Source organism: Synechocystis sp. CACIAM 05, from assembly GCF_010222815.1.
Classification (GTDB): Bacteria; Cyanobacteriota; Cyanobacteriia; order Cyanobacteriales; family Microcystaceae; genus Synechocystis.
In genome coordinates this window covers 3,328,421-3,347,485 of sequence record NZ_CP019225.1, presented here as the reverse complement: position 1 = coordinate 3,347,485, position 19,065 = coordinate 3,328,421, and the positions used below count along the sequence as shown (strand labels likewise).

The following is a 19,065-nucleotide window of genomic DNA, read 5'->3' as shown; positions in this document are numbered from 1 at the left end:
ATCTGTGATGTCCGTGCTGTAAAATTCCCGGATTATCATTAATTATGGTGAAAATTTTATTCTTTTCACCATTTTCCATTCTTCACCCTACTTTTCAAACACGCTCTGAGAATTTTTATCTGCTTTTAACCTAAACTTGGGAGTTAAAGGCAACTTTGAACAACAAGTTTAGCTAGACTAATCAATAGAAACCATGAAAAATTCTGAAGATTACAATGTTTGGTCAGAAAAACCTCCTTGGTGTCAACCCTGGACCATTTTACTCACCGGGTCGGTGATTATCGTTGCTAGTTGGTTACCGTTCCATAAATGGTGGTTGTCTTTACCCGTCGCCAGTGTGATTGCCCTTTGGTGGTGGTATTTTCTCCTGGCCTATCCCCGCTTAATACGTCAGGCGATCGCCATGGAACCAAGTCATTCATCCACCCCCAAAACCACTACGGATTAAGGGATTAATTATGCTTGGGTTAACATCATTAAACCAATAAATACAGCCGCCACAACCAATTGCACCCCCATCACTGGCAAACCATAGCGGAGAAAACGGTGAAAAGAAATTGGTCGGCCGTGTTGTTCGGAAATGCCCGCCGCCACAATGTTAGAGGAAGCTCCCACTAAGGTTCCATTGCCACCCAAGGTAGCTCCAAACATCATGGCATAAAACAAAGGCAACACTGCAGGGGAAAATTGCCCAGCAAAGTCGGGGCTCAATACTTCTGGTCCGGCAAGGCCAATATTAACCACGTATTGTTTCAGCAAAGGCACCATGGCCACCACCAAAGGAATATTGGGCACCACACTGGATAACAATCCCACAGTAAACACCAAAACAATCGCCCCGAAAGCAATGTTTTGACCCACGGCTACCGCTAAAAGTTGGGCCAGGGAAGCAGTTACTCCGGTTTTTTCTAGAGAACCAATAATCACAAAAATGGACATAAAAAAGATCAGAGTACTCCAATCCACATCCCGCAAAATATTGTGTACAGTATCAATTTTGCTTTGGTGAGCTAGGAGTAACGCCAGGCCAGCCCCCATTAAGGCCACGGAAGCGGGAGGAATGGGCACTGGTAAACTTTCGCCAATAACGAAAAAGATCAGCACTAAAGTGATAATAATCCCCCCCGCCATTAATACTTTTGGATGATTGATTTGGGGATGGGGTAAATCCTCTAAATGGGTGAAACGACTGCGCCAAATATGTCGGAACAAAAAAGGAGTAATAACCACAATGCTAACAATGGCTAAAACTCCCATGAAACTGAGCTTAAATAAATAATCATTAAAACTAATATTAATGGCATCACCGACAATGAAAGTTGCAGGGTCCCCCACTAGGGTTAATAACCCAGCACTGTTAGCCACAAAGACCATCAGGATCAAGATGGGCACAAAATCTACGCCAATTTCCTGGGCCAAGGGGGGAATTAAGGGGGCTAACAACATAACTGTGGTGGCATTGGGCAACACCGCACAAATGGGAGTTGTGATAGCAATTACCCCCAACAGGAGGAGTTTGCCACTTCCCTTAGCCAGGAGCACCATTTGGGTGGCCAAATACTCAAAAATTTTAGTCGGCTCAAAGGATCTAACTAAGACCATCACGCCAAAAAATAACGCTAGGGTGGCATAACTTTGGCTGATGTAATCAATGCCTTCTTTGAGGGTAATTACATGGGTAAAAACGAGAATTAATGCCCCCAAAAAAGCCGCTACGGTTAAGTGGATTTTCTCCGACATGATGAGGAGAATAACGCCAACGAAAACCCCAAGGGAGAGCAAAGCAGGCATATTAGCCACCATAAAACCTCCGGACGATTAAAGTTAAACTAAGCCGCGATTAAGTGAAAATATCAAAAGCAAAAGAATTAGCCTAAAGGCAGTAACCACAGTTTCTAGCCCACAAAAAATCAGACCACAACATAACTAGGCTGTAACTAGCACAAAACCAGGAGTCAAAAACTTTTCTCCAGTTAGTGGCAAATATGAACAAAATTAACGAAAAAATTCTTTCATCATCAATCTCAACTTTATTTAGAACAGGATGAAATAACAGTCGTGTCTGTAGCTGAGTTCCTGAATAAAGTCAAAACATCGTTAAACAATGATGATTTATTAGTCCTCCCTCAATGCCTACGGGGTTAGCTGACGGGCTAGAAATGAGAGTTTTTCCTTTCTAATTTGCTTAGAAATAAGCCCCAGAATTGGTTCCCCCGCTTTCTGTTCCCTCCACGCCACCGCTCAGAAAATCCAGGGCGTATTGAGGAAATAAAAATTAGGCTGACTTGCTACTGTTATCTATTGACGTTTGATTCTAGCACAAGCGTCAATCATCTCCCTCCCCATGCTTCTTCGTTATGGCCAAACCAGTTAATTTGCCTGATTATTCTCCCTGTAGCTGTTGCCCACCAATCCATGCTTTCTCCCGTCGTCATTTTCTCTGGGGTTTGATGGCCAGTGGTTTACTTGCTGGTTTCCCTTCCATGGATAATTCCCCCGTTCTGAAAAATTTATTCCAAGCTCAGGCATTAGTGCTTAGTTGTATTGATTTTCGTTTCCTTAATTATCAACGCTCTTTTTTAAACGAGCAAAATTTAGACCAGGCCTATGATTGGGTGGCTTTGGCTGGAGCTTCCCTGGCTTTGACTGGTTTTCCCAATCCTGCTGAAGCAGAGACCTTTTGGGATCAACTGGCCCTATCCAAACAGTTACACAACATTAATAGGGTAATTATTTTTGATCACCAAGATTGTGGAGCCTATGCTAAGGTTCGTGCCCAACCCTTTGGCGATCGCCAGGCGGAGGAAAATTTCCATGCTGGTTATTTACACCAAGCTGAGGCACAAATCCGGGAGCGTTACCCAGATTTAATCGTGGAATTGTATTTTGTTGACCTCACAGGGCAAGTTAAGGTCATTGCTTCCTTGGCTTAGGCACGGTTAGGCACAAAAATTCCCACAGTTCACCGGTAGGGTAACCATGGGAAAAATTAAGTCTTGAATAAAAAAACTGAGGAATTTTAGACAATCACAAGCAACAACCTAACCAAAAGAACCTGTTGGCAATGGTTTGATTATCTCCCGAAGTAAACCCCAACCCTTGGGCTAGGGGAACTTTAAAACACTTTTTAAGAATGTTTGGGACCCAGGCCAATTTTAGGGGCATAAACGGCCCGATCGCCAAGTTCATCTTCAATGCGGAGTAAACGGTTATATTTAGCAACCCGCTCAGAACGACAAAGGGAACCGGTTTTAATTTGCCCTACCCTGGTGGCCACGGCCAAGTCGGCGATCGTGGTGTCCTCCGTTTCACCGGAGCGATGGGAAATAACAGAACGGTAACTATGGCGAGTAGCTAGGGAAATGGTCTCTAAAGTTTCGCTCAAAGTGCCGATTTGATTGAGTTTGATCAAAATGGCGTTGGCCACCCCCAGATCAATGGATTTTTGCAGACGCACAGGGTTGGTCACCATCAAGTCATCCCCCACCAATTGGGTTTTACTGCCCAGGGAAGTGGTTAAACCCTTCCAGCTTTCCCAATCGTCTTCGTGCAAACCGTCTTCAATGGAGACAATGGGATATTGACTCACTAGCTTGGCCTGATAGTCGATGAATTCCTGGGGAGAATGGGAACCACCGTCGTATTCATACTGACCATTTTTGAAAAATTCACTGGCGGCAATGTCCATGGCCAAGGCAATTTGACTACCGGGTTTGTAACCAGCTTGCTCGATCGCCTCGATGAGAATATCCAAAGCTTCCTGGTTAGATTTCAAATTGGGAGCATAACCCCCTTCGTCCCCCACCCCACCGGAGAGCAGTTTTCGTTCCTTCAACACTTTGCCCAACACGGCGAACACTTCCGCCCCCCAGCGCAGAGCTTCTTTAAAGGTTTCCGCCCCCACCGGCATGATCATAAATTCCTGAAAATCTACGTTATTGTCGGCATGGGCCCCACCGTTAATTACGTTCATCATGGGCACTGGCAGAACGTTGGCCAAGGGACCTCCTAGGTAGCGGTAGAGGGGGATGGCTAGTTCAGCGGCGGCGGCCTTAGCGGTGGCTAAGGAAACCCCCAAAATGGCATTAGCTCCCAATTCTTTTTTATTGTCCGTTCCGTCCCGGTCAATCATGGCCTGGTCCACCGCCATTTGATCGAAGGCATCCAGACCTTCCACCACCGGGGCAATTTTTTCCGTCACGTTTCGTACTGCTTTTTCCACCCCTTTCCCGTCATAGCGCTTGGGGTCTCCGTCCCGCAATTCATGGGCTTCAAAACTGCCTGTGGAAGCACCACTGGGCACCTGGGCAATGCCGTGGGCCCCACTTTCCAGCCGGACTTCCGCTTCGATGGTGGGGCGACCCCTGGAGTCTAAAATTTCCCGGGCGGCGATTTCTTCAATGGTGGCGGGGACTTTACTTAACATCGGTGTGTAATGCTCCAAACACAGTTGACAGCCATAATTATAGGGGCATCCCCTTCCCCTCTCCGGTATTTCTGCCCTGGATACGGGGGGAAAGTTGTCGCTCTGTGACCTCCGTTGGCAAAAGTTACAGCCCCAACTCGCTCATTTGGTCCAGGGCCTCCAGGTAACTACGCCGATCGCCACGGTTGAGATAGGCTTGGGCGGAAAACAACAAATCTTGACGGGAATTGTCTAGCTGTCCGGCTTGGAAGTGGGCCAAACCCCGGTTATAAATGGCGTTGATGTAGTCCGGCCTGAGCACCAGCACCCGATTATAGTCGGCGATCGCCTGGGCGTATTGTCCTAGTTGGAAATAACTATTGGCCCGATTGTAATAAGCCTTATAGCGATTCGGGTCGTAGGTGATGGCTTGGGTAAAATCCTCAATGGCTCCGTAGTGGTCTTGCTGTTGGCTATAAAGGTTGCCCCGGTTGATGTAGGGGGGAATATAATAACGGTCTAGGGCAATACTGCGGCCATAGTCGGCGATCGCCTGGTCTACGTTACCTAGTCTCTCCCAAGCCAAACCACGGTTATAGTGGGTTTCCGGTGAGTCTGGGCTCAGGTTGAGTACAACGGAAAATAACTCCACTGCTTCGGCATAATTGCCCGCTTCCCCAGCTTTAACCCCCTGGGCAAAGATGGCCTCCGGTGCCATGGCCGATTCCAGCGCCACCATCTCCCCAGTTACTCCAGACCGCCCTAAGATTAAATTTATTCCTAGGGCGATCGTCAAGGCGAAAGGAAAATTAACCAATAGGCTAGCCAAGGGCAACGGAAATTTTTTTTGACTTAAATTAGGGCAAAAGTGATTGCCTAAATCAACTTTCATTGGGCATTGGCAAGATTAGGCTAAAAAGTATTGCAACATACATAGCCGGTAAACAAAGGAAGAGAAAATGGGATGGGAACTGTGCCAAAGATATCAAAGATAGCAAAAGTGATCAAGCAAAGCTATGGAATTTACCTTTTTACTACCCCTGACTATCGGCTTAATAGTTGGTTATAAAGCGTGGGGTTCCCGCCATGATATTGCCCATCTAGCGGTAATTTTTGCCGTTGCGAATCTATTGGCAAGTTTATTCTTAGCTCCCTGGGAAGTCAAAGTTATCTTGCTGATACTGGCGGCCATTGTAGTTGGGCCTTTATGGCAAAGCTTTGACAATAAAAATAATCTTCCCAATACTCAAATTATCGACAGTAAAGATACAGAGCTTCATTACCGTGGCATTAGTTACGAATCGCCCAAATCAACAGTTCCCATCGAGAAAACTGAGAAAATAAGTAAATGTTACCGGGGAATTGACTATGAATCCTCCGGAACATACACTGCCCAGAATAACGAAGTAAAAGGAAAAGTAATCAAATACCGTGGCGTTGATATAGGAACTAAAACCCAAAACTAATAAGTTTTTTGGGCAATAGCTGAAATCTCTAAAAAAATCCACTGCCCCAGGCGATCGCAATTCAACCTGCTGAGACAATGGTTTATTCCTATGTAGAATAGTCCGAAGGTAATTAGAACTTAAACCTGAGCAGGAACGTCTTTAGCAATCAACTTATCCCAGCCTAATTCTCCTAATTGGGAGTTACGACGCAACGGACGGGTTGCTAATTCCAAAATATCCCGAGCATTGGTAAAACCGTGAATTTGGGCAAAGGTAAATTCCACCGACCATTTGGTGTTAATGCCCTGAGCTTCCAAGGGATTAGCGTGGGCCATACCGGTAATGACTAAATCCGGTTGTAAGGCTTTAATCCGTTGAATTTGATTGTAGTTGTCTGGCTTTTCCACAATATTTGGTAAGGGAACTCCCATGTCGGCACAGGTTTTTTCCAACAAAGCTAATTCCGCCGCCTGGTAACGTTTATCCATATAGGGAATGCCAATTTCTGGGCAGGTCATGCCACAACGAATGAGGAAACGAGCCAGGGAAACTTCCAGCAAATTATCCCCCATAAAAAACACAGATTTACCGCGAATTAACTGGATATAATCTTCTAAACTGGCCCAAATTTGTGCCTCCCTTTCCTCTAATCCCTGGGGTTCAATGCCTAGCACGAAACAAATTTTTTCAATCCAAGCTCTGGTGCCATCGGGACCAATGGGAAATGGAGCGCCAATTAATTTACATTTACGACGGCGCATCAAAGTGGTGGCAGTGCGGCTTAGGAAAGGGTTAACCCCAGCCACATAATAGCCTTCGTCAATTATAGGTAGTTCAGTATAACGTTTTGCCGGTAACCAACCAGATACTTTCACGCCCTGTTTCTTCAACTCTAACGTTAAATTTGTTACCACTGGATCTGGCAAAGAACCAAACAAAACTAGCGGTTGATGATCCACATATTCTGATTCAACTTTTGCTGCATCAGCTTTGCGACCAAAGGTTAATAATTTCTGAATGGCATTGCGCTCTTCCTTATCTTCCCCTTGCACCTGGGCAGAGGTCGGGCATTTATGGGCCATGGAAGCCAGCACCGTATCTTCCCCTTGGGTGAAAGCATAATCTAAACCATTGGCTCGGGCAGTAACGATGGGGATGCCAATTTCCGCTTCCAACTGGGGAGCCAAACCTTCCAGGTCCATTTTGATAATTTCAGTGGTGCAGGTACCAATCCAGACGATCACACTGGGGTTACGATCGCGCTTAATTTGTAGGCAAAGTCGTTTCAGTTCTTCATAGTCTTTTAACTGGGCAGAAATGTCCCCTTCTTCCAATTCCGCCATGGCATAACGGGGTTCCGCAAAAATCATTACCCCCATGGCATTTTGTAGGAAATAACCACAGGTTTTAGTACCAATAACGAGGAAAAAACTATCCTCAATTTTTTGATAAAGCCAAGATACGCAACTAATGGGACAAAAGGTATGGTAATTGCCGGTTTCACAGTCAAAGTTAAGGGCGGAAGGGGCTTGGGCAGTGGTCATGATTAAAATTATAGGGTTTTGATAGTTGAAAAATTATTCTTGGAATAAAATTTAAGCACTATTAGATGATTGACGAATTTCCTCCAAATGTTTGCTTGCTTCAGCATATTCTGAATCACCACTTTCTTTTTTTGTTGGACAATCCATCTTTTTTTTGCGCTCTTTTATTTTTTCATGTATAATTAGTGTTTCTATTCCTAAAACCTTAGCAAGTACTTGTGGATCTGGATTCAACTCTGAAAAATATTTCAAAGTATCCTTGAGTTCAGGTTCAAAAGCTGAAATAACACCTAGAGCAAAACAACAGAGAGTTTTCTGGTCTAGATAACCATTATTGTTACTAGGGAGAGTCTTTTTGATCCAAGAATTATGAATCTCATAATAATCTAACCACCTATCATTTAATTTTACTTTTAACTCTTCAAATTCTTCGGTTTTTATCATAATGTTTAATCAAAAAACATGTATTTGTAGTGAAAAAATAAATAAATGTGGTTATTTTAAAATGTAGAATATTCCGAAGTTTTAAAAATAAAAAGTATTCAAAATATTCCACTCTCTTTGAGATTAAACCATCATCAAATCCAATTCTTTGGTTTGGCTAGCAGGCTGGGTGGGATTGAGGTAGAAATCAGACAGCAAACTGAATAGATCCCGATCCTGGGCATCTTTGGGCACTACCCCTTCCGGTTGGGACAAAATTTGATCGGCAATGTTCAGATAATAATCACAAACATAGTTTAGGGAAGGGTCGGACTCGGCCATTTCAAACAAAGTTTTGCCTTTCACCCGGGAAACCCGAATATCTTCAATTAGGGGCAAAATTTCCAATACCGGCATGGGTACGGCTTCAATATATTTATCAATCAAGTCCCGTTTGGAAGTGCGATTGCCAATCAAACCAGCGAGGCGGAGGCTGTGGGTACGGGCTTTTTCCCGCACGGAAGCAGCGATGCGGTTGGCAGCAAACAAAGCATCAAAACCGTTGTCTGTAACAATCAAACAATAGTCGGCATAGTTTAACGGGGCGGCAAAACCACCACAAACTACGTCCCCTAACACGTCAAACAGAATCACGTCGTACTCGTCAAAGGCGTTGAGTTCCTTCAGCAATTTCACTGTTTCCCCCACCACATAACCGCCACAACCAGCTCCAGCAGGAGGTCCACCAGCTTCGACGCAATCCACCCCGGCATAACCTTTGTAAATTACATCCTCGGGCCAGATGTCTTCGTAGTGGAAATCCTTTTCCTGCAAGGTGTCGATGATGGTGGGGATGAGAAAGCCAGTCAGGGTAAAGGTGCTGTCATGTTTGGGATCACAACCAATTTGGAGAACTTTTTTGCCTCGTTTTGCCAATGCTGTGGAGATGTTGCAACTGGTGGTGGATTTACCAATGCCGCCTTTGCCGTATACCGCAAGTGTCAGTGTCAAGGGAGTTGCTCCTAAAAATGCTCTGGGGGAATGCTCAGGGTTGTGTGGTCTCCGCTGCGCTGATCGCATTATTAACGAGGTTTGGGGTCTTGGAGAAATAGTTTGGGGTATTAATCTGGCTTAAATCTTATTTTTAAAACTTAAATTCGTTTTAATTGCTTTTAAAACTGCTTCTAGTCTTTAAAACGCCTAAAAACAAATTTTGTGTTTTTATTTTTATTAAATTGAGACAAAAATAAAATAACTTGTCTGGGTATAGTTACTTATGGCGATCGCCAAAGATGGGACTAAGACAAAAATGAGAGTTGTACTAAAAAGAATTAGACTTTAAATTCTTACTGGCAGAGCTATGCAGAAATTAGTAGGCGAAAATAAGTAATTGGTGAACTAACTAGATTTTGTCCGATCGCCGTGGTTAGGGCGAGAGTTGCAACGGCGAAAATAGTCGATTGACTAGAAAAGACTAAGGAAAGATAAATAAATGTGAATTTTTGCCAAACAGCCGGAAATTAGCTTAATTACGCAATCAAACTTAACGAATGCGGCGGGAAGAGGGAGTTGGTTGACGGCGGCGGCGGGGAATTTGGGAACCAAACTCATTACTAATATCCCGAAAAATATCTCGACGCACCACTGGATAATCTCCCACCCACAAATCCAGTTCCGGTAGATGGAGGTCGCTGAGTTTATCTACCCGCTCCAACTCCGCATTTTTGGAGAACAACAACATCTCCGCCACCATGCCCGGCCGAATCGCTTTGTACGTTTTCTGCACCGGAGCTTGTACCACGGCTGTAAAACCCTGGCGATCGCCAACTTCTAGGTTAATGCGTCGCTCAATATTTTCCACCACCACTAAGCGACCAAACTGATCCGCCTGCTGGGTTTCATTAATCACCTCTTCGGTAATAAAAATATCCAACACTTCCCCCCGCCAAAAACCCACATAGGGAAAACGACGGTACTGTCTATTGCGGACACTGGCCACATAAACGGGGCACCAAAGCCAATACATGCCACCAATAATGAAGCAAACCAATTCCACTCCTTGGGCTCCGTGGCCAAAAATTAGACCCACAATCCAAATGGAAACCACAATTAATAGGGAAATAAGTAATCTGGCCAAAAGGTTATAAACCTTACCCCAGGCATAGGAATACTGGGCACCAGTGGCAATAACAGGTACCACTTGGTCGAAGGTTTCTTGGGTAAGGGGAATGAGCATGGCAGGGGAAGCAATAGGCTATGGGGTGTATTATATCTAGCTTGGCTAAGTGATCCCCTCGATCCCCGCCATCTGAGGCAAAGTTTTCCCGGGCCATATTTTGATAAGATTGGCTACAAGTTAGCCGCTAACTTTGTACTATCCCGCATCAGGTGCGTAACTCCTATGGCTCTTGGCTATGTTGCCCTTGTCCTCCACGCCCATCTTCCCTTCGTTCGGCACCCAGAAAGCGATTACGTTTTGGAGGAGGAATGGTTATACGAAGCCATCACAGAAACTTATATTCCCCTCATCCATGTATTTGAAGGTTTGAAGCGGGATGGAGTAGATTTTAAAATTACCATGAGCATGACGCCGCCGTTGGTTTCCATGCTCCGGGATCCCCTATTGCAACAACGTTACGAAGCCCATTTATCTCTGTTGCAGGAATTATTAGAAAAAGAAATTGTTCGCAATGAACATAACGGCCATCTACAATATTTAGCTGATTTTTACGCCAAAGAATTTGCCGCCATTCGGGAAACTTGGGAACGTTACGACGGTGATTTAGTAACTGCTTTTAAACAATTTCAAGATAGTAATAATTTAGAAATTATTACCTGTGGTGCCACCCACGGATATTTTCCTTTGATGAAAATGTATCCTCAGGCGGTGTGGGCCCAAATTAAAGTGGCTTGTGAGCATTACGAAGAAAACTTCGGGCGATCGCCAAAGGGCATTTGGTTACCGGAGTGCGCCTATTACGAAGGGGTGGAAAGAATGCTGGCCGATGCGGGTCTGCGCTACTTCTTGGTAGATGGCCATGGCATTTTATACGCCCGTCCGAGACCAAAATTTGGCACTTATGCTCCCATTTTTACAGAAACTGGAGTAGCGGCCTTTGGCCGGGATCACGAATCTTCCCAACAGGTATGGTCTTCCCAGGTAGGCTATCCGGGGGATCCGGTTTATCGAGAGTTTTATAAAGATTTGGGCTGGGAAGCGGAGTATGAGTACATCAAGCCCTATATCATGCCCAACGGCCAACGGAAAAATATTGGCATCAAGTATCACAAAATCACCAGTCGGGATGGGGGCCTATCGGAAAAAGCTTGGTACGACCCCTATTGGGCTAAAGAAAAGGCTGCTGAACACGCCTCGAATTTCATGTATAACCGTCAACAACAGGTCGGTCATCTATCGGGCATTATGGGTCGGCCGCCGTTAGTAGTGTCCCCCTACGATGCGGAATTATTTGGGCATTGGTGGTACGAAGGGCCGTGGTTTATTGATTATTTATTCCGTAAATCTTGGTTTGATCAAGACACATTTGAGATGACCCATCTGGCCGATTATCTGCGGGGAAATCCTCACCAACAGGTTTGTCGTCCTTCCCAGTCCAGTTGGGGCTATAAAGGTTTCCATGAATATTGGCTTAATGACACCAATGCTTGGATTTACCCCCACTTGCATAAAGCCGCTGAGCGCATGATTGAATTAAGCCATCGGGAAGCGGTGGATGAACTAGAAGAAAAAGCATTGAACCAGGCCGCCCGGGAATTGCTGTTGGCCCAATCCTCCGACTGGGCATTTATTATGCGGACCGGAACCATGGTGCCCTATGCGGTGCGTCGTACCCGTTCCCATCTGTTGCGCTTCGATAAACTGTTTGATGATATTCGAGCCAATAAAGTGGATGCGGGTTGGCTAGAAAAGGTTGAAGTTATGGACAATATTTTCCCCAAGATTGACTATCGAGTTTACCGTCCTCTGTAAAAATGTGGACTCCCTGGCATTATCTCGGTGGGAAATTGTGGCGGTTACTAATTTTATTGGTTGCCCTATTGGTTGTTCTGACAACGGTTTTCCTTGGGCAGAATTCCCCAGCTTCTCCTAACAAAATTCGAGGAGTTTGGTTAACCAATGTGGACAGTAATGTTCTTTATGATCCAGTCCAATTAAAAACGGCGATCGCCGATCTGAAAAGAGCTAATTTCAACACCCTTTACCCGACGGTGTGGAACGATGGCCATACCCTCTATCCCAGTGCCGTGGCCCAACAATGGTTAGGACAAAGCCAAGATGAAAAATTAGGCGATCGGGATATGTTGGGAGAGGTAGTTAACTTAGCCAAAGAAAAATCCTTGCGGGTTATTCCCTGGTTTGAATTTGGTTTTATGGCTCCGGCGGAGAGTGATTGGGTTAAAGCCCACCCCCATTGGTTAACTACCAATGCCCAGGGAAAAACTATCTGGTTGGAAGGGGGTACTATACCGAGGGTCTGGTTAAATCCACTCCATCCCGAAGTACAACAATTAATTACTGCTCTTTTAGTGGATTTAGTCCGTTGCTACGATGTGGATGGTATTCAATTAGATGATCATTTTGGCTATCCCTACAGCTTTGGCTACGACCCCATTACTGTTGCGCTGTATCGCCAAGAAACGGGTAAGGAACCGCCCCCCACTCCTGAGTTAAACCTCAATCAAAACTGCGTTAGTCCCGACCCTGTTTGGCAACAATGGACCGATTGGCGATCGGCTAAAATTAATCGTTATGTGCAAAGTTTAGTGCCCATTTTAAAAGCAGTAAAACCTGATTTGACCATTTCCATTTCCCCCAATCCCCAAACCTTTTCCAAGAATTGTTTCCTATTAGATTGGCATAGCTGGCATCAAGTAGGAGTGGTGGATGAGTTGGTTTTGCAAGTTTATCGAGAAAAACAAGCCGCTTTTACCGGGGAATTACAACAGCCATTGGTGCAACAAACTAAGCAGGAAATCCCCGTGGTAGTGGGTATTCTGAGTGGTTTAAAAAATCGTCCTATCCCTGCTCAAAGAATTAAAGAACAGGCCCAATGGGTTAATGGTCATAATTTTGCTGGCACTGCTTTCTTTTTCTATGAAAGTTTATGGAATTTGGAAGCGGAAACCAGCCCCAATCCCTTTGGTTTACGGCAACAGTGGCAAAGATTATATCAACAGCTCAACGCCGACAAATTTTAAACGATCGCCGTTTCCATTTCCCGGTCAAAATAGTAAAAACGCTGGGCATCCACTAGGAAATTAACCGAATCTTTGGCGCTAATGTTTACCCTGGGGTCAATGCGGGCCACGAATTCTGTCCCGGTAGGGGTCTGGGCATAAACAATCAATTCATTACCCATCATTTCCACTAGGTTAATTGTGGCCGGCAGCTCCATGGGCTCAATTTCTAAGGGTAAATAGTGGGGATGGTAAATATTTTCAGGGCGGATACCGAGGGTTAAAGGGCGATCGCCGTTTTTGGCCACACTGTCTGGCATTGGTAAAACAACACCGTCCAAACTCAGCTTTTCCTTGCCTTCCTGACTTAATCTTTCCACCTGAAAAAAGTTCATGGCAGGGCTACCAATGAAGCCAGCCACAAATAGATTAGCGGGCTGATTATACAAATTGGCAGGACTGTCCACCTGTTGCAAAATACCATCCTTCATCACAGCAATGCGATCGCCCATGGTCATAGCTTCCACCTGGTCATGGGTAACGTAAATGAAAGTAGTGGCCAGATCGCTATGGAGTTTACTAATTTCTTTGCGGGCTTGCACCCGGAGCATGGCATCCAGATTGGAAAGGGGTTCATCCATCAAAAACACAGAGGGTTTACGGACAATGGCCCTCCCCACTGCCACCCGTTGCCGCTGTCCCCCCGACAATTCCTTGGGTTTGCGATGCAGTAATTTTTCAATGCCCAACAATTCAGCGGCGCTACAGACTCGTTGCCTAATTTCTTCTTTGGGTTTGCCCTGTAAGTCGAGGCTAAAGGCCATATTTTCATAAACACTCATGTGGGGATAGAGGGCATAGGACTGAAACACCATGGCAATGTCCCGGTCTTTGGGGGATAGTTCGTTTACCCGGCGATCGCCAATGCAAATTTGCCCTTGACTAACGGTTTCCAGCCCAGCTAGGAGTCGTAGAGAAGTGGTTTTGCCACAACCGGACGGCCCCACAAAAACTAAAAACTCCCCGTCCTCAATTTCCAAATTCAAGTTATTAACAGCAACATAATCATCAAACTGTTTAGTTACCTGTTCAAAACTGACACTAGCCATAGGCAAAAATTACGATACAACAAAAAATCAGACGGTTAAAACCAACCGGTGTAACCCCGTTCATACCACCCGGAGATTAGGTACTTAATGGGTACTTAATTTGACCACGGAGAATGGCTTCACCACCATAACTACTGGGAAAAATGGGCTCTTCGGCGCTGTGCCGCCTGCTTAAACGCCGCTACATATTGGTCATGGCCACCAGGAAAAGCCACATTGATCTTCAGTGGATCTTCCCTGTCCCGCATATCACCAGGGCCAGCCACCACTTGGGTTTGTCCCGCCACGGTTTCTAGTTGTAGAGGTTGGCGATTTTTCACCTCCCCCTGGGAACTGTCCACATACACCACTAAATTACCGTGATTTCCCCAATCCCCCAAATCTTGGATTAATTGCAAAAATTGGCGATCGCTCCCGCCACGTCGAATTTCCCCGGTAGCTTCATCCACCTGGCTAGTGACCGTATCCCCAACTCCAATGATCAGCGGCATCAAGTCTGGATCAAATTTCGCTTTCACCAAATGCAACAAATCCTGGTGGGATGGGGGCGCTTGCCGAGCACTAAAACTTTCCCCCAGAGGATATTCTCCGGTCCGATTGTGATAGTAACGATTTAGCAAAGCCAAAACCCCGGCTTCTTTGACCCCACCCCGCAACATAAATTGAAAGTCGGTGGTGCCGGAATCCCCGGCCCTGGCCCAACGAATAATTTCCTTACCCTGTTCATCCCTGCCTAAATTGGGAGCATAGTGGACAAAAAAACTATTACCCAAACCCTGGCCAACCGCTTCCGCCATCAACTGATCCAATAATTGGGCCATGGTTTCCTGCAAATCCCGATAAATTCGGGGAAAGTCCTGTAATAGATTAGCCAAGGTATTTAAATTTGCAGTGGGGGAAGCCACATTATCCAAAACCGAAGCTTCAATACCGGTTTGCAATTGCTCTGGGGATAGGGAATGGTGGCGATCGCCAAAAAAGGTTTTTAAACAATTAGTGATTCTCTCGGGCACTGCGGCTAAAAACTCTAACTCCGTTTGTCCCACTCCGGGATGACTTACTTGGCCATGGCGATCCTGCCACTGCACACCCCCGGCGGCCAAACCGGGCAAATATAAGCCTTCCTGTTGCACAAAGGAAGCATCCCCAAAGGATTGTTCCACAATGCCCTGTACTCCTCTTTTTCCCACGTGCTCCCCATTGGTCAACACGTAAAAATGTTCAGCAAACAGGGTGGTGGCCCGGACATAATCCGCATCCAGGCGGCGACTGAGGGGATCTTGCACTAATTCCATGCAGACCCCATCCAAGTCTTGGACAATGAGTAAATTTTCAGTTTGGGCTAAGGTTTGACAAAAAGCTCCATGGTCGAGGGAGAAACGTTGTTGGTGTAATACCATTATTAATCTGCTTAATTTTTCGCATCTTGACTGAACTGTCAGCGCCGTAGGGGCAAAATAGGAACATCCGTGCCCTTGCTTAACAACTCGGTGAAATCTGCCACTGGCAGAGGACGACTAAAAAGATAGCCTTGTAACTCGTCACACCCCATGTGGGCAATGGTATCGTATTCTGCCCAGGTTTCCACCCCTTCAGCCGTTACTCGCAACTCTAGTTCGTGGGCTAGGTTGATAATTGAGGCGGTGATAGTTTTATTTTTGGCGTTTTTGTCAATGTGACGCACAAAGCTTTGATCTATTTTCAGCACATCAAAGGGGAACTGCTGCAGATAACTTAGGGAAGAGTAACCAGTGCCAAAGTCGTCGATCGCCACGCTGAAACCCTCAGCCCGGAGTTCATTCAACTGCTTAATGGAATCCTGGACATTTTTCACCAACAAGGTTTCGGTTAATTCCACTTCCAATTGTTGGGGACTGACATCATACTTATGGGTGCCGAGCCGCAAAATGCAAATTAGGTCTTCTCCATGGAATTGTCGGGCAGAAATGTTGATTGCCACTTGTATCGGGTCCAGCCCTTGGTACTGCCATTGCTGACATTGACGCAAAACTGTTTCAATTACCCATTCCCCCACCACGCTGATAAAGCCAGTTTTTTCGGCGATCGGGATGAAAAGTCCCGGCGAAACAAAACCTTTACGGGGATGGTGCCAACGGATCAAGGCTTCACAGCCGGCCAAACAATGGTTGTGGATAGATACTTTGGGTTGGTAAAAGAGAAAAACTTGCCCGGTGTTTAAACCCACTTCTAAATCCCGCCAAATTTCCGCTTCATCCGGGGTGAGGGTCGGTGTACCGATGGTACCAGAACGGCGTGGCCTCTCGGTCAAGGAACTAGATATACTCCCCTGATAAAAGGCTGACAACTTGGCTTGTTTTTGCAGACGACTATTAACCGCATTCAGCAAATCTTCTTGTTTAAAAGGCTTAATTAAGTAATCATCCGCGCCGGAATTCATGCCCTTACGAAAATCCTGCATAGTACCCAGAGCTGTCAGAAAAATGAAGGGGATAGCCGCGGTCTTGGCATTCTTTTGCAGGGCTGTAATTAAGCCATGGCCATCCATTTCCGGCATCATCACATCACAGATGATCAAGTCGGGCATCACCTCCAAGGAGTTGAGCAGCCCCAGGGCCACCGCCCCATTTTCTGCTTCTAGAATCTTATAATTTTCCAGACTCAGGGTTTCCCCAATTAACTCCCGAATAATGGCTTCATCCTCGACAACTAAAATAGTACTCATAGGGATTAATCAAATCTTTGTCGCGGGCCAGAGGGAGTTTTCAGACAAGCTCTGAGTGACATCCTAGCCTAATTTCCCAGACTTTAAGACCAAATTGACTGGATTTTTCTCCACTATTGTTCCTAGGTTCAGGTTGTCAGGTCAGGCTAAGATGGTGATAGTCGCTACGACCACCCCATTCTCTATTCATTTTCCCTCGGCGATCGCCCTGTCTAGACTTCCACCATGAGCGCAAGAACCTTATTTGACAAAGTTTGGGATCTCCACACCATCAGTGTTTTGCCATCGGGTCAAACCCAACTCTTCATCGGGTTGCACCTGATCCACGAAGTCACCAGTCCCCAGGCCTTTGCCATGCTGAAAGAGCGGGGGTTGCGGGTTATGTATCCAGAAAGAACGGTGGCTACGGTGGACCACATTGTGCCGACGGAAAATCAGCAACGGCCTTTCCAGGATTCCTTAGCTGAAGAAATGATGCAGGCGTTGGAGGTTAATACCAAAGCCCATAATATTCGCTTCCATCCCATTGGTTCCGGCAATCAAGGCATTGTCCATGTCATTGCCCCGGAACAGGGCCTAACCCAACCAGGTATGACCATTGCCTGTGGCGATTCTCACACTTCTACCCACGGGGCCTTCGGGGCGATCGCCTTTGGCATTGGCACTTCCCAAGTGCGGGACGTGTTGGCAGCCCAGAGTTTGAGCTTAAATAAGTTAAAAGTAAGGAAAATTGAGGTTAACGGTGATTTAGCACCTGGGGTCTACGCCAAGGACGTGATTCTCCACATTATCCGCAAATTGGGCGTTAAGGGCGGGGTGGGCTATGCCTATGAGTATGCCGGATCAACCTTTGCCGCCATGAATATGGAAGAACGCATGACCGTCTGCAATATGTCCATTGAGGGGGGAGCTCGCTGCGGCTATATCAACCCAGATGAAGTAACTTTTGCATACCTCAAAGGGCGGGAGTTTGCTCCCCAAGGGGAAGATTGGGACAAGGCAGTGCAATGGTGGAGCAGTATTGCCAGTGAACCCGATGCGGTGTATGACGATGTGGTTTCTTTCCGGGCAGAGGACATTGAACCCACCGTTACCTGGGGCATTACCCCCGGCCAAGGCATTGGCATCAGTGAACCGGTACCTACCCTTGACAGCCTCAACCCCGATGACCAGGCGATCGCCAGCGAAGCCTACAAATATATGCAATTCCAGCCGGGACAACCGCTGAAAGGCACCAAAGTCGATGTTTGTTTCATTGGTAGTTGCACCAATGGTCGTTTGAGCGACCTGGAGGAAGCCGCTAAGGTAGCCAAGGGTCACCAGGTAGCGGCCGGGGTAAAAGCTTTTGTGGTGCCCGGTTCCGAACAAGTCAAGCAACAGGCCGAAGCAGCAGGGCTAGATCAAATTTTCCAAGCAGCGGGTTTTGAATGGCGGGAAGCAGGCTGTTCCATGTGTTTGGCCATGAACCCCGACAAACTCCAGGGTGATCAACTGAGTGCTTCCTCTTCCAACCGTAACTTTAAGGGTCGTCAGGGTTCCGCCTCTGGCCGTACTTTGTTAATGAGTCCAGCCATGGTCGCGGCGGCGGCCATTACGGGGCAAGTAGCTGATGTGCGGGAAGTACTAGGCTAATTTGATTGCTTATTACATTCATCTTCATCCGACCAAACAATCACCATCGAGGGGGGGGGCTGCTTTGTCATAGGCTAGCATAGCTGATTAGCATAACTATGAGACACTAGACTATGCAGTAATCTTGAATAACTTTATCTATGCTAGTACCAGGAGTTGCGTGCATTCTCGCTCTATTTAATGCACTAAAATCATGCTCTATATCATTCAAGTCTGGAGAATAAGTTGGCAAAAATAACATAATGTGTCCTGCGGACTCCACTATTTCTCTAATCTTATTTTTTCGATGAATGGGGGTGTTATCCATAATCAAGATTGATTTCATTGTTAATGCTGGTATTAAAAAGAATTTAAGCCATCCTTCAAAACCTGTTGTATTTAAGCTTCCGGTGAATAACATCGGCGCTATCAAGTCTTTTTGCATTTTTCTTTTTCTCGCTACAAGATTTTCTTTTTTCCCTCTTTTCCCCTGCTTTTTTCCATATACTCTTTCTCCCTTTTTAGATCATCCATAAAGTGAGGATGCAAATTTCTCAAAACCAGCTTCGTCTATGAATACTAGACTTTCAATACCGTATATTAAAACTAACTGCCTCAAGAT

At 45.9% G+C, this 19,065-nt stretch carries 16 protein-coding genes, 1 pseudogene and 1 riboswitch; of the genes and pseudogenes, 6 read left to right on the top strand and 11 right to left on the bottom strand.

Features of this window, described 5'->3' with window-relative positions; translation table 11 throughout:
- Positions 1-193 precede the first annotated feature (193 nt).
- Positions 194-448, top strand: a complete 255-nt coding sequence (locus tag BWK47_RS15680; RefSeq protein ID WP_162329379.1) for a DUF6737 family protein — start codon at positions 194-196, stop codon at positions 446-448.
- Between the two features lie 8 nt (positions 449-456).
- Here BWK47_RS15680 and BWK47_RS15675 read toward each other — a convergent pair whose 3' ends face one another.
- Positions 457-1,803, bottom strand: coding sequence for an ArsB/NhaD family transporter (locus BWK47_RS15675; RefSeq protein ID WP_162329378.1), 1,347 nt, complete (start codon positions 1,801-1,803; stop codon positions 457-459).
- Positions 1,804-2,116: 313 nt separating this feature from the next.
- A riboswitch (cyclic di-AMP (ydaO/yuaA leader) is annotated at positions 2,117-2,268 on the bottom strand.
- 89 nt (positions 2,269-2,357) lie between these two features.
- Between BWK47_RS15675 and BWK47_RS15670 the strand changes: the two genes are divergently transcribed.
- Positions 2,358-2,933, top strand: coding sequence for a carbonic anhydrase (locus tag BWK47_RS15670; RefSeq protein ID WP_162329377.1), 576 nt, complete (start codon positions 2,358-2,360; stop codon positions 2,931-2,933).
- A gap of 194 nt (positions 2,934-3,127) precedes the next feature.
- Here BWK47_RS15670 and eno read toward each other — a convergent pair whose 3' ends face one another.
- Together eno and BWK47_RS15660 are read right to left on the bottom strand one after the other, a co-directional pair.
- Complete coding sequence (eno, locus tag BWK47_RS15665) at positions 3,128-4,426, bottom strand: phosphopyruvate hydratase (protein ID WP_162329376.1); 1,299 nt, start codon at positions 4,424-4,426, stop codon at positions 3,128-3,130.
- A gap of 124 nt (positions 4,427-4,550) precedes the next feature.
- Entirely contained in the window at positions 4,551-5,297 is a 747-nt protein-coding gene (locus tag BWK47_RS15660) for a tetratricopeptide repeat protein (RefSeq protein WP_162329375.1), read from the bottom strand.
- A gap of 124 nt (positions 5,298-5,421) precedes the next feature.
- Between BWK47_RS15660 and BWK47_RS15655 the strand changes: the two genes are divergently transcribed.
- Entirely contained in the window at positions 5,422-5,871 is a 450-nt protein-coding gene (locus tag BWK47_RS15655; RefSeq protein WP_162329374.1) for a DUF4278 domain-containing protein, read from the top strand.
- A gap of 119 nt (positions 5,872-5,990) precedes the next feature.
- On the opposite strand, the gene bchN is transcribed toward BWK47_RS15655, so the two are convergent.
- From bchN to BWK47_RS15635, 4 genes are all read right to left on the bottom strand, one after another.
- Entirely contained in the window at positions 5,991-7,397 is a 1,407-nt protein-coding gene (gene bchN / locus BWK47_RS15650; protein WP_162329373.1) for a ferredoxin:protochlorophyllide reductase (ATP-dependent) subunit N, read from the bottom strand.
- 51 nt (positions 7,398-7,448) lie between these two features.
- Complete coding sequence (locus BWK47_RS15645) at positions 7,449-7,841, bottom strand: DUF5331 domain-containing protein (protein WP_162329372.1); 393 nt, start codon at positions 7,839-7,841, stop codon at positions 7,449-7,451.
- A 123-nt stretch (positions 7,842-7,964) separates the two neighbouring features.
- Positions 7,965-8,825 (bottom strand): ferredoxin:protochlorophyllide reductase (ATP-dependent) iron-sulfur ATP-binding protein, encoded by an 861-nt coding sequence (gene bchL / locus BWK47_RS15640; RefSeq protein ID WP_041426077.1) that lies wholly within the window; start codon positions 8,823-8,825, stop codon positions 7,965-7,967.
- 538 nt (positions 8,826-9,363) lie between these two features.
- On the bottom strand, positions 9,364-10,056 hold the full coding sequence (locus BWK47_RS15635; protein ID WP_162329371.1) for a phosphate ABC transporter permease: 693 nt from the start codon (positions 10,054-10,056) through the stop codon (positions 9,364-9,366).
- Positions 10,057-10,221: 165 nt separating this feature from the next.
- Here BWK47_RS15635 and BWK47_RS15630 point away from each other — a divergent pair, with 165 nt between their 5' ends.
- Positions 10,222-11,811: a glycoside hydrolase family 57 protein gene (locus tag BWK47_RS15630; RefSeq protein WP_162329370.1), complete on the top strand. Its 1,590-nt coding sequence runs from the start codon at positions 10,222-10,224 to the stop codon at positions 11,809-11,811.
- Positions 11,812-11,813: 2 nt separating this feature from the next.
- Positions 11,814-13,040 (top strand): family 10 glycosylhydrolase, encoded by a 1,227-nt coding sequence (locus BWK47_RS15625; RefSeq protein WP_162329369.1) that lies wholly within the window; start codon positions 11,814-11,816, stop codon positions 13,038-13,040.
- Here the strand turns inward: BWK47_RS15625 and BWK47_RS15620 are convergent.
- The 3 genes from BWK47_RS15620 to BWK47_RS15610 form a co-directional block, all read right to left on the bottom strand.
- Positions 13,037-14,128 (bottom strand): ABC transporter ATP-binding protein, encoded by a 1,092-nt coding sequence (locus tag BWK47_RS15620; RefSeq protein ID WP_162329368.1) that lies wholly within the window; start codon positions 14,126-14,128, stop codon positions 13,037-13,039. The two genes, BWK47_RS15625 and BWK47_RS15620, sit on opposite strands and share 4 nt — an antisense overlap.
- 131 nt (positions 14,129-14,259) lie before the next feature.
- Complete coding sequence (gene stpA / locus BWK47_RS15615; RefSeq protein ID WP_162329367.1) at positions 14,260-15,528, bottom strand: glucosylglycerol 3-phosphatase; 1,269 nt, start codon at positions 15,526-15,528, stop codon at positions 14,260-14,262.
- A 38-nt stretch (positions 15,529-15,566) separates the two neighbouring features.
- On the bottom strand, positions 15,567-16,832 hold the full coding sequence (locus tag BWK47_RS15610; RefSeq protein ID WP_162329366.1) for an EAL domain-containing response regulator: 1,266 nt from the start codon (positions 16,830-16,832) through the stop codon (positions 15,567-15,569).
- Positions 16,833-17,057: 225 nt separating this feature from the next.
- Between BWK47_RS15610 and leuC the strand changes: the two genes are divergently transcribed.
- Positions 17,058-18,464 (top strand): 3-isopropylmalate dehydratase large subunit, encoded by a 1,407-nt coding sequence (leuC, locus tag BWK47_RS15605; RefSeq protein ID WP_162329365.1) that lies wholly within the window; start codon positions 17,058-17,060, stop codon positions 18,462-18,464.
- Between the two features lie 106 nt (positions 18,465-18,570).
- Here leuC and BWK47_RS15600 read toward each other — a convergent pair.
- A pseudogene (locus BWK47_RS15600) lies at positions 18,571-19,065 on the bottom strand (transposase); the annotation flags it as partial.

Coding starts and splice junctions, on each gene's coding strand:
- BWK47_RS15680 (WP_162329379.1), top strand. CDS start 194: ATGAAAAATTCTGAAGATTACAATGTTTGGTCAGAAAAACCTCCTTGG.
- BWK47_RS15675 (WP_162329378.1), bottom strand. CDS start 1,803: ATGGTGGCTAATATGCCTGCTTTGCTCTCCCTTGGGGTTTTCGTTGGC.
- BWK47_RS15670 (WP_162329377.1), top strand. CDS start 2,358: ATGGCCAAACCAGTTAATTTGCCTGATTATTCTCCCTGTAGCTGTTGC.
- eno (WP_162329376.1), bottom strand. CDS start 4,426: ATGTTAAGTAAAGTCCCCGCCACCATTGAAGAAATCGCCGCCCGGGAA.
- BWK47_RS15660 (WP_162329375.1), bottom strand. CDS start 5,297: ATGAAAGTTGATTTAGGCAATCACTTTTGCCCTAATTTAAGTCAAAAA.
- BWK47_RS15655 (WP_162329374.1), top strand. CDS start 5,422: ATGGAATTTACCTTTTTACTACCCCTGACTATCGGCTTAATAGTTGGT.
- bchN (WP_162329373.1), bottom strand. CDS start 7,397: ATGACCACTGCCCAAGCCCCTTCCGCCCTTAACTTTGACTGTGAAACC.
- BWK47_RS15645 (WP_162329372.1), bottom strand. CDS start 7,841: ATGATAAAAACCGAAGAATTTGAAGAGTTAAAAGTAAAATTAAATGAT.
- BWK47_RS15635 (WP_162329371.1), bottom strand. CDS start 10,056: ATGCTCATTCCCCTTACCCAAGAAACCTTCGACCAAGTGGTACCTGTT.
- BWK47_RS15630 (WP_162329370.1), top strand. CDS start 10,222: ATGGCTCTTGGCTATGTTGCCCTTGTCCTCCACGCCCATCTTCCCTTC.
- BWK47_RS15625 (WP_162329369.1), top strand. CDS start 11,814: ATGTGGACTCCCTGGCATTATCTCGGTGGGAAATTGTGGCGGTTACTA.
- BWK47_RS15620 (WP_162329368.1), bottom strand. CDS start 14,128: ATGGCTAGTGTCAGTTTTGAACAGGTAACTAAACAGTTTGATGATTAT.
- stpA (WP_162329367.1), bottom strand. CDS start 15,528: ATGGTATTACACCAACAACGTTTCTCCCTCGACCATGGAGCTTTTTGT.
- BWK47_RS15610 (WP_162329366.1), bottom strand. CDS start 16,832: ATGAGTACTATTTTAGTTGTCGAGGATGAAGCCATTATTCGGGAGTTA.
- leuC (WP_162329365.1), top strand. CDS start 17,058: ATGAGCGCAAGAACCTTATTTGACAAAGTTTGGGATCTCCACACCATC.